This is a genomic window from Bartonella sp. AP40SXNS (assembly GCF_042195825.1).
Taxonomy (GTDB): domain Bacteria; phylum Pseudomonadota; class Alphaproteobacteria; order Rhizobiales; family Rhizobiaceae; genus Bartonella.
Genome location: NZ_JBHIPB010000021.1, coordinates 1 through 10200, shown reverse-complemented (window position 1 = coordinate 10200; position 10200 = coordinate 1). Strand labels below are relative to the sequence as shown.

Sequence of the window (10200 nt, the reverse complement as noted above, 5' to 3'; positions counted from 1 at the left end):
ACCATCAAGAGACCACGGGGGTTTTCTTTTAAAAGTTCCCCAAGCTTTTCAACGGTCACATCATTGACAATAAAACGGGAGACATCATCATCATGCGCATTGTCTTTAGAGAGGGTTTCAGACAAAAGAGCACGGGCTGTTTCAAGATCTCTTTTTTTGATTGCTTTATGGGCTTGTTTTTTCTTTTCAGACTTGTCTAAAGTTTCAAGTATCTCTTCAATTTCTTGTCTCTCTTTCTGCTTTAGCCAGTCTTTATACCATTTCTTTTGAAGGCAAGTGATAGGAGTTAAAGCGGCTTGCATGGTAGGTGTTTTCATGGTTGAAGGTTGACCAATAAGAGCGCCCCAGAGATTAGGGACAATCTTCCAATCATCATGTTGTTTTGGAGCAATCCGCACGCCATTGCCGATGAGAGCAGCCAAGCCACACAAAGCAGCGACAGCCACAAAATCGAGAGGCGCTTGTTGACGGTCAGCAACGTCATAAACATAGCGACTTAAAGTTAAAGGCATTTGCGCAGCATGAAAAGACTCGACGGGTAAGAGAGTATATTCAAGTGGTTTTAATTCCCCCCAACCGTTTTGTTGCAATGCTTGTTTATAAGGAATGGCTTCTAAACAAGTCTTATCATTTAAAGAGCCATTATCGTTATCATTGCATGAAACATTTTGATTGTTGGTATCTATAATATTGTTTTTATTCTCTCTCATTTATTTATACCTTTCAGTATCAAAACATCATTGAAATCTAGACCGTAGGGGGCTTGCATGATAAAAACCTCAAAGCCTTGTCTATAGGCACGTGCAGCGAGGGTAAAACCTGCTTTACGCCCCGCATCATCGCCATCCATTGCAATTGTCAGACGGGCTTTGGTTTTGGGTAAATTCACATGCATCATGCCATGAGTTGAAAGGGACGCCCATAAATTCACGGGCTCTGTTAACAACCCAGACAGTAGAGCCAGACCGGTTTCAATGCCCTCACAAATGACCAGATGTTTTGGATTGTCTTGGCTTAAATGCACAGCACCACCCGTGACAGATCCCAACATGGCTTTTGCTGGTTTTTGGTCTGTTTTGCAGCCATTGGCTTGTAAAAAGGTTCTATGAATGGCAAAGGAGCCAGCCCCCTTAACAAGAGCAACCAACGCGGGGAGTGTAACTCCAGAGGGGTGTGGACATTTGCTATGAAAACGTAAATCAGCAGGCAAATCACATGTGATCCCCCGCATGCGTAAATAGGTTTCTGCTAAAGTATTTTTGATTGGTTGGCTTTGTTGCCAAATTGCTTTTGCTCTCTCTGCTTTCTGTTTTACTCGTTTGAGATCAGCACAACACTGTTTTGAGAAAGAAAGCGTATGATCATAAACTTGTTTACCAAGCAAGCCAATTCTAATAAGCGCTTGTATGATCTCTCTAAAAGAGCAGCCAGCATAACAATAGAGCAATAAACGCCCATCATTTCCATTAGAAATAGATAAACTAGGCAGCCTATCATCATGAGCAGGGCAACGGGCTGTTCCATAACGCCCATGCCAAGTACCACGCAAGGCACGTGTGATACCTTGCGCATTCTTAAAAGAACACATCATTTTTAATCCTATAACGTTGCGTCACAGGACGGATTGTGCTATCCTTAGATTGATGAGTTTGAGAAAGCCTTGTCCGTCCTTACGTGACAAGGTTTTTTTATGCCACGTCACTTTGACGTTGCTGTTTCGCTTGTTCGATTACATTCAAGAGATCCGATTGTAACCAACGGGATAAAAAACCAAATTTTAAAGGTTTTGGTAAAGAGCCATTGGTCACATGACGGCGGAATGTTGAGACACTCATATGAAGCAATTTTGCACTTTCACGGTCTGTTAAAAGAAGATCATTTTCTGTCATTCTAAAATCCTTTCATAATAAAAAATAGAACCAAATCATACCTATTTATTAAGCACATTTTGGTTTATTTTTGAAGGTATTTTATTTATAGAAAACAATATTTTATCATACAATTTTTTATGTGATAAATTATGAGTCTAATTGAGAGCGAATGAGAGAGAAGAGAGAGAAAGTTATCCACAGATCATGGGGTTATGCACCCCATATCTTAAGATTGACCGGTGACATAAGCCGCCCATTTATCCATATAGACACGGCGCTGTTCTAAATAGTCAGTACGACGATAGGCACGTTCTACTTGTCCTCCTACCGTATGACTTAGAATAGTTTCAGCGACCTCATAGGGGGCATCGGTTGTTTCAGCAGGCCAATCGCGTAAACTAGAACGAAATCCATGCGGGCAGGCATCAAGTCTAGTCTGTTGCATATATTGAGCCATACAATTTACAGCAAGAGGACCGCGACCTTTAGCAGAAAAAAGGAAACCATTGCGAGACAAAGGACGTGCTTCTTTAATCACTTCTAATGCTTCTGCTGATAAAGGCACGCGAAATTCTGTTGTAGCATCACGTCTACCTTTCATATTCTCAGCAGGTATGGTCCAGATATCACCTTCAATTTGATCTTCACGAATATGACGCAAAGGATTGGTACGAACCCCTGTAAGGATAAGCAAACGTAAAGCCAGTTGTGTTATGGTTGTTGTTTGGCAGAGTGACTGATAAAAGGCAGGTACCTTCTTCCAATTCATAGCCGGAAAGTTTTTTGCTTTATGGCGTTGTTTACCTAAAAGAGCGCGTGCTTTTTCTGTTGCTTGTAAATCAACATTCAATCCTAATGCAGCCGCATGTTTGAGACAAAGATTAAGACGTATGAGTGCTTTCTCTGCTGTTGCAGCTTTTGTATGCCAAATGGGGGCAAGCGTGTTGCGTATCTCTGTTTGGGTAATCTCAGAAACGGGTAAACAGCCTAATTTAGGGAGAATGTAAAGCCGCAAAGGTGTATGACTGCTTTTTTTAAAGTACCTTACTCTTTTGTTAGCTAGTGTTCTTAACGCTAGGGTATGGGGGACGGATTATCGAGATCTGTTGTACCTAAAAAGTATTTTCATTTGTTTTCAGATGTTTATTCGTTACAACACAATAGCTAAGTACAGAGAAACCAGGATCGAAAATGCGTGCAATGCTGTGCGACAAGGGAAAATAAGGCGATAGCTGCACCGTCTGATCCGCCTCAATAAAAATAAATTAGCCATTGGCTAATCTTCTGTAAACCAATAGACGACAAATCAGCAAAAATGAGAATCTAGAAAATTAAGTAGATCCTGACCCTAAATCTCTTTTTCTTATTTACATCGTTTTATTTTAATGATACGCATGAAGTATCATGCGGGTTAGCTTAAATTTCATGGGGGATAAATTAGCATGTATAATTCTTTGTTACTTAATAAAGTCAATTTGCTAAAATTGGAAGGAAATTATAGAAAGTTTTATAATATAAATAGGATACGAGGTTCCTATCCTTTAGCCTGTACTGGGGAAAATTTACATAAAACAGTTACGGTGTGGTGTAGTAATGATTATTTAGGGCAGGCACAAAACCCTGAAGTTCTAATGAAGATGCGTGAGGCTCTTGATAAATATGGGGCAGGTGCTGGTGGATCGCGTAACATTGGTGGGACCTATGATTTACTTTTTGCCCTCGAAGAGAGTTTGGCGGACTGGCATGGAAAAGCGAGCGCTCTTGTCTTTCCCACGGGATATAGTTCTAATGATGCGACTTTACAATGTCTTCTGCGCTTATTTAGTGATTGTGTAGTTTTTTCAGATGCACAGAATCATGCTTCTTTAATAAATGGCATCAAGGCTTCTGGAGTATCAAAAGTTATCTTTAGACATAATGATGTAAATCATCTTGCAGAAGAATTGGCCCGTTATCCAATAGAGCAACCTAAGCTGATCGTCTTTGAATCTGTATATTCAATGGACGGTGATGTTGCTCCTATTAGGGAAATTGTAGCTTTAGCAAAAAAACATAATTGTTTTACTTTTTTGGATGAAGTTCATGCAATTGGCATGTATGGCCCCCGTGGTGCAGGGATTTCAGCAGAGCTAGGGGTAGATTCTCACATTGATATTATTCAAGGCACTTTAGCTAAGGCTGTCGGTGTGGTAGGCGGTTACATAGCAAGCAGTCGCGCAGTAATAGACGCTGTAAGATCATTTGCTTCTGGCTTTATTTTTACTACATCAATGCCCCCCTGTGGTAGCTGCTGGCTGTTTAGCTAGTATAGAATATTTGAAACGATCAAATACAGAACGCATCAAATTAAAGGAAAAAACAACAATTTTACGAGATAAATTAAGAGCAGCTCAGATACGTGTTCTAGAAACTGCCTGTCTCCACATTTTACCTATTATTGTGGGCTCTACAGAAAAATGTATGCTGGCAGCTGAACTCTTATATAGCAAGTATAATATTTATCTTCAACCCATAAATTCGCCATCAGTGCCACAGGGGACTGAAAGATTTAGAGTAAATGTTACACCCAACCATACAGTAGATGATATTTTACATTTGGTTAGTGCCTTAACGAAGGTGTTTGAAGATTTGGATATTCCCTTTATGGAACCGCAATGTGCCAAAGAGAGCGCAGCAAATGTGTAGTACGTTTTATATTAAACCGGCATCCTCATTAGATATAGAGAAGTTGATTAATTTAAGAGCGTTTCTGCTTGATGATGGTTTTAGTAATTATGCTTCTTCGAACACTGAGGATTCTACGGCGTGGAAAAACAGTTATAGAATGTGGTTGCAAGTTTTGTTTGCGAATTCTTTTTCTAAAAAAATTGTATTTGGAGCCTATAATCAAGATGATCTAATCGGTTGTAGTACCGGTCTCATTGATGAGAGAGCTCCCTCTACAGGTTCTTTAAATGGATTGACAGGCTGGATTCAATCAGTAGTGGTAGAACCGACATGGCGGAGGAAAGGCGTTGGAGATAAGTTGATTGCTTTCCAGCTTAATTGGTTTCGTAATAATAGAGTCACTAAAGTTTTCTTGCAAAGCACTAATAATGCCATTTCTTTTTATAAGAAAGCTGGCTGGCAGGAAACTGGCGAAACATTGTTTTATAAACAAATTGATTAGGAGATTTGTATGCGTGCTTTGATCATTGGATTAGGTTATGCAGGGAATCGATATCTGAGAGCTTTTCAAAATGCAAGAGTGGTTGGGCTTGACGATATAAAATTAGCTTATCATTCTCGTGGAGGGCGATGCATTGATTTGCCTTATTATGCATCTTTAGAACAAGCCCTGAATGAATTTAATCCTAATGTTATAGTCCTGTCGGTAACTGATGGACATCATTATGAAATTATTAAAAAATTAAATAATTATAGAGGATTTGTCATTTGTGAAAAACCTTTAGTGGCCCACCAAGATGACCTAGATACAGTACAGCTAAGCTTAAAAAAAACAGCAGGTTTCTGCTTAGATATGGTTGAACGGTATTCAGAATGTTCCACCTTGTTAAGAAATTTTGTTAAAACTGAGAAGCTTAAGCCTTTGAGAGTAAATTTTTATTGGGGAAAAGACCGCTTATATGATCCGCGGCCAACTACTGGGATTGGAAGCGAAATTATTCATCCTTTAGATCTTATACAATGGATTTTGCGTAAGAAAATTTTGGTTTCTACTGCAGCAGGCATTACATCAGATTTTGCTGTTAATAGCAAGTCATTGCTCGATAGTGTCTTTTTAGTGGGGAATGTTTGTCACGCTACATGTACAGGTTATAGTAGTTTTGTCAATATCGTAAGGCAAAGAACAGTAGATTTTACATTTGTCAATAAAAATGAAGAGCTCATATTCGCTCATATGGTTTTTGACACACCGAATTGGGATCAGGATTATTTAAAAATTTGGCATAAAGGGCAAGATAACTCCCCGTTGGTAGAACATTGTACCAAAGTAGATATCGAAAATAGTAAATTGCATACTATTGTTAAGCTAACTAGACAGGTTGAGGATGTTTTAAATTTTTTACTGCATGGGCAGGAACCAGCTGTGAATTTTACAAGTCTTGAAGAATCTATCGAGTTACAAAAGATGTTGAATCTGATAAATGCTGAAACTCAGACGCATATGTCTCCATCTCTATTAATAGGAGATCCCCAGAAATTCATTGCCGTTAATGCAAATTTAGAGCAGTTGGGCTAAACATGTATAAGCTTATCTTTTTAGGATTGGGTATGTTGGCTTTGGGATTAGATGCCTATGTCGTGGCAGGAATTATACCTCAGATCAGCAAGACCTTTCAGATTTCGCAAGGGCAGGCTGGCCAAGCCGTTACAGTTTTTACATTTTTCTATGCAATTTCTGCGCCTCTTTTTACGACTTTGCTAGCTGGAAAATCGATTAAAAAGATCCTGTTTTCTTCTTTATGTTTTTTCTTAGTTGCGAATATAGTGAGCAGTTTAGCATCTAATTTCATGTATTTTTTTGTTTCCCGTTTATTTGCTGGCATTGGTGCAGGCTTATTTTCTCCTATGGCAATGTCGGCAGCTGTCAGCCTTGTTGGAGAAAATCAAAAGGGCCGTGCTTTAGGATTTACACTTGGGGGCATGAGTTGTGGTACCGTTCTTGGCGTTCCTTTAGGTTTGTGGTTGAGCGAACTTTATAGTTGGCATTATGTTTTCTGGCTTGTCGTTGTTGTGAGTGCAATTGCTTTGCTTGGTTTGGCACGTTATTTGCCGATGATTACTTTGGTGCCACCGCCATCGCTGCGCGCACGTTTTGCAGTTTTAGTCGATAAAAAAGTGGCGCTTACTGTTTTGATTACTTTTCTTACTGCAGTGGCAAGTTTAGGAACTTATACCTATATTACATCTATCATGGCTGTAGGCGATGCTATGACAAATATAATGCCCGCTTTATGGGTATGGGGACTTGGCGGTGTATTGGGCAGTTTTGGGGTAGGAATTTTATTGGATAAAATTCAAAAAAACTCTCTTATTCTTTTCTTTATTCTTCTGCTTTTACTCCTTTCGCTTATGAGCTTGGGTTTTGCTTCGCTTTTAGGGCAGTTTGTATTCATTCCGTTCTTTTTATGGGGGATGATGGGGTGGTCTTCTTTAGCACCACAACAACAAGTACTTGTAGAAGCACAACCTAACCATGCTAGCGCTGTGTTAGGATTAAATAGTTCGGCTAATTATATGGGCAGTGCCTGTGGTGCCTTTGCTGGCGGTTTGCTCTTAGCTTCTGGTTTCCAGCCAAATTTGTTGCCCTTTATGGCAGCAGCAGTGCTTTTCTTTGCGCTGGTTGGACTCTGTAAACGAAAACTAAGCGATAATTAAAGAAATAAAGAGAAATCTTAGAACGGTTAGTCTATGTCATTAAGCTCTTTTTTATAAAATATTAACCTTTGCAGTTCCCAATTAAGTTTGAACTGGCTGCGCTCTGCTACAAACGTTGAATAGTTTTTATTGCTTATGAGAAAGACAGCTTTCTTCAAAATCTCGCTGGAGGACTAGTATGACTTATAGATTAGCAAACCACAAATAGCTGTTTTCTATGCAAGTTAAGGCTCATAGAAGCCTTTTGAAGTACCGTGTTTTTTAGCGAGTATTCTCAAAACTAGGGCATAGGAAGCGGGATGGTCGAGCTTTGTTCACCATAAAAAGTTATTTTCGTTTTTTTCAGATGTTTATTCGTCACAACACAATGGTAAGTATAGAGAAATCAGGCTCAAAGGGTGCCAATACACAGCCATTGATTTAAAAAAATTTACTTTTGCTCAAAATAGCATAATTTCAAAAACTTAGCATTTGCAAGTTTTTTTACTCTTTACAATTGACTTGCCTTTTATAAAACGCCCTGTTTCTCTTTGTTTCTTCTCCTATATTATTCATCTTTATTTTCATATGTCATGCTGGTTCGTTTCGAACGCTTTAATATCTTTAAATCCACATTTAGAAAAAATAATATGTTTTCTGTAAGAGATTGTAACGTAGCACAGTGATGATAGGCAGGTGTTTTCTATTCGAGGATTCACCAACAATGGCACCCCAGAGATTAGGAACAATTTTCCAATTGGCATATTGTTTTGGAGCAATCCGCACGCCATTACCAATGACAGCAGCTAAAGCACATAAAGCAGAGACAGCAATAAAATCCATAGGAGCTTGTTGACGCTCTGAAACGTCATAAACATAATCCATGAATGGCATGGGGAGTTGTAATGGGTCAAAAGGCTTGACGGGTAAAAGAGCAGCCGTGATAGGCTTTATTTCCCCCCAACCATTTTGTTGCAATGCTTGTTTATAAGGAATGGCTTCTAAACAAGTATTATCGTTTAAAGAAACATTATCGTTATCATTGAATGAAACATTTTGATTGTTGGTATCTACAATATTGTTTTTATTTTCTCTCATTTATTTATACCTTTCATAATTAAAAAATCATTGAAATCTAGACCGTAGGGGGCTTGCATCATAAAGACCTCAAAGCCTTGGTTATAAGCACGCTTTGCTAGGTTAAAACCTGCTTTACGACCCGCATCATCGCCATCCATTGCAATGGTGAGACGTGCTTTTGTAGGAGATAAATTCAAACGCATCATGCCATGGGTTGAAAGAGACGCCCATAAATTAACGGGCTCTGATAACAAACCAGACAGCAGAGCCAGACCAGTTTCAATGCCCTCACAAACAACAAGATGCCGATCATTGCCTTGACTTAAATGCACAGCACCTCCCGTTACAGATCCCAACATAGCTTTTGCTGGTGACAAATTCGTTTTGCAGCCATTGTCTTTTAAAAAGGTTCTATGAATTGCAAAGGAACCAGCTCCCTTAACAAGAGCAACCAACGCGGGTAGTGTCATCCCAGATGGGTGCGGACATTTGTCATGAAAGCGTAGATCAGACGGCAATTCACATGTAATCCCCCGCGCGCATAAATAGGTCTCAGCTAAAGTATTTTTGATTGGTTGACTTTGTTGCCAAATTGCTTTTGCTCTCTCTGCTTTCTGTTTTACTCGTTTGAGATCAGCACAACACTGTTTTGAGAAAGAAAGCGTATGATCATAAACTTGTTTACCAAGCAAGCCAATTCTAATAAGCGCTTGTATGATCTCTCTAAAAGAGCAGCCAGCATAACAATAGAGCAATAAACGCCCATCATTTCCATTAGAAATAGATAAACTAGGCAGCCTATCATCATGAGCAGGGCAACGGGCTGTTCCATAACGCCCATGCCAAGTACCACGCAAGGCACGTGTGATACCTTGCGCATTCTTAAAAGAACACATCATTTTTAATCCTATAACGTTGCGTCACAGGACGGATTGTGCTATCCTTAGATTGATGAGTTTGAGAAAGCCTTGTCCGTCCTTACGTGACAAGGTTTTTTTATGCCACGTCACTTTGACGTTGCTGTTTCGCTTGTTCGATTACATTCAAGAGATCCGATTGTAACCAACGGGATAAAAAACCAAATTTTAAAGGTTTTGGTAAAGAGCCATTGGTCACATGACGGCGGAATGTTGAGACACTCATATGAAGCAATTTTGCACTTTCACGGTCTGTTAAAAGAAGATCATTTTCTGTCATTCTAAAATCCTTTCATAATAAAAAATAGAACCAAATCATACCTATTTATTAAGCACATTTTGGTTTATTTTTGAAGGTATTTTATTTATAGAAAACAATATTTTATCATACAATTTTTTATGTGATAAATTATGAGTCTAATTGAGAGCGAATGAGAGAGAAGAGAGAGAAAGTTATCCACAGATCATGGGGTTATGCACCCCATATCTTAAGATTGACCGGTGACATAAGCCGCCCATTTATCCATATAGACACGGCGCTGTTCTAAATAATCAGTACGACGATAGGCACGCTCTACTTTACCGCCTACCGTATGACTTAAAATGGTTTCAGCGACCTCATAGGGGGCATCGGTTGTTTCAGCGAGCCAATTGCGTAAACTAGAGCGAAAGCCATGCGGGCAGGCTTCAAGTCCAATACGTTTCATATATTGAGCCATACACCTATGCGCGAGGAGACCACGACCTGTTGCAGAAAAGAAGAAATCATTGCGTGATAAAAGGCGCGCTTGTTTTAAAATGTCTAATGCTTCAGATGATAGGGGTACACGAAACTCTTTTGTTGTATCACGCTTTCCTTTCATATTTTCAGCAGGGATAGTCCATATATCATCCTCAACTTGATCTTTATGGATATGACATAAAGGAAAAGTACGAACGCCTGTCAGAATAAGCAAACGTAAAGCCAGTTG

The 10200-nt window shown here is 39.3% G+C and carries 11 protein-coding genes and 2 pseudogenes; 5 read left to right on the top strand and 8 right to left on the bottom strand.

Annotated elements, in window-relative coordinates:
* From ACFILZ_RS08925 to ACFILZ_RS08910, 4 genes and pseudogenes are all read right to left on the bottom strand, one after another.
* A partial coding sequence (locus ACFILZ_RS08925) for a DUF3987 domain-containing protein (RefSeq protein ID WP_375610921.1) occupies positions 1 to 710 on the bottom strand: 710 nt, incomplete at its 3' end.
* Positions 707 to 1591 (bottom strand): toprim domain-containing protein, encoded by an 885-nt coding sequence (locus ACFILZ_RS08920; RefSeq protein WP_375610922.1) that lies wholly within the window; start codon positions 1589 to 1591, stop codon positions 707 to 709. The genes ACFILZ_RS08920 and ACFILZ_RS08925, both read right to left, overlap by 4 nt.
* Before the next feature lie 97 nt (positions 1592 to 1688).
* Positions 1689 to 1889, bottom strand: a complete 201-nt coding sequence (locus ACFILZ_RS08915) for a helix-turn-helix transcriptional regulator (protein ID WP_375610923.1) — start codon at positions 1887 to 1889, stop codon at positions 1689 to 1691.
* Between the two features lie 208 nt (positions 1890 to 2097).
* Positions 2098 to 2889: pseudogene (locus ACFILZ_RS08910) on the bottom strand (tyrosine-type recombinase/integrase); the annotation flags it as partial.
* A gap of 424 nt (positions 2890 to 3313) precedes the next feature.
* On the opposite strand from ACFILZ_RS08910, the gene hemA reads away from it, so the two are divergent.
* From hemA to ACFILZ_RS08885, 5 genes are read left to right on the top strand one after another with little or no spacing between them, the layout of a single operon-like run.
* The gene (gene hemA / locus ACFILZ_RS08905; protein WP_375610924.1) at positions 3314 to 4177 is read left to right on the top strand and encodes a 5-aminolevulinate synthase; all 864 of its coding nucleotides are present in this window, start codon (positions 3314 to 3316) and stop codon (positions 4175 to 4177) included.
* A complete protein-coding gene (locus ACFILZ_RS08900) occupies positions 4152 to 4556 on the top strand; it encodes an aminotransferase class I/II-fold pyridoxal phosphate-dependent enzyme (RefSeq protein WP_375610925.1) in 405 nt (134 codons plus the stop codon). Before hemA ends, ACFILZ_RS08900 begins: the two co-directional genes overlap by 26 nt.
* Positions 4549 to 5040 (top strand): GNAT family N-acetyltransferase, encoded by a 492-nt coding sequence (locus tag ACFILZ_RS08895; RefSeq protein ID WP_375610926.1) that lies wholly within the window; start codon positions 4549 to 4551, stop codon positions 5038 to 5040. The genes ACFILZ_RS08900 and ACFILZ_RS08895 overlap by 8 nt, the downstream gene beginning before the upstream one ends.
* A 9-nt stretch (positions 5041 to 5049) precedes the next feature.
* Positions 5050 to 6114, top strand: coding sequence for a Gfo/Idh/MocA family oxidoreductase (locus ACFILZ_RS08890; RefSeq protein ID WP_375610927.1), 1065 nt, complete (start codon positions 5050 to 5052; stop codon positions 6112 to 6114).
* A 2-nt stretch (positions 6115 to 6116) separates the two neighbouring features.
* Positions 6117 to 7253, top strand: coding sequence for an MFS transporter (locus ACFILZ_RS08885; RefSeq protein WP_375610928.1), 1137 nt, complete (start codon positions 6117 to 6119; stop codon positions 7251 to 7253).
* 678 nt (positions 7254 to 7931) lie between these two features.
* On the opposite strand, the pseudogene ACFILZ_RS08880 reads toward ACFILZ_RS08885, so the two are convergent.
* From ACFILZ_RS08880 to ACFILZ_RS08865, 4 genes and pseudogenes are all read right to left on the bottom strand, one after another.
* Positions 7932 to 8330 (bottom strand): annotated as a pseudogene (locus tag ACFILZ_RS08880) (DUF3987 domain-containing protein); the annotation flags it as partial.
* Positions 8327 to 9211: a toprim domain-containing protein gene (locus ACFILZ_RS08875; RefSeq protein WP_375610929.1), complete on the bottom strand. Its 885-nt coding sequence runs from the start codon at positions 9209 to 9211 to the stop codon at positions 8327 to 8329. The pseudogene ACFILZ_RS08880 and the gene ACFILZ_RS08875, both read right to left, overlap by 4 nt.
* 97 nt (positions 9212 to 9308) lie before the next feature.
* The gene (locus ACFILZ_RS08870) at positions 9309 to 9509 is read right to left on the bottom strand and encodes a helix-turn-helix transcriptional regulator (protein WP_375610923.1); all 201 of its coding nucleotides are present in this window, start codon (positions 9507 to 9509) and stop codon (positions 9309 to 9311) included.
* A gap of 208 nt (positions 9510 to 9717) precedes the next feature.
* A partial coding sequence (locus ACFILZ_RS08865) for a tyrosine-type recombinase/integrase (RefSeq protein ID WP_375682370.1) occupies positions 9718 to 10200 on the bottom strand: 483 nt, incomplete at its 5' end.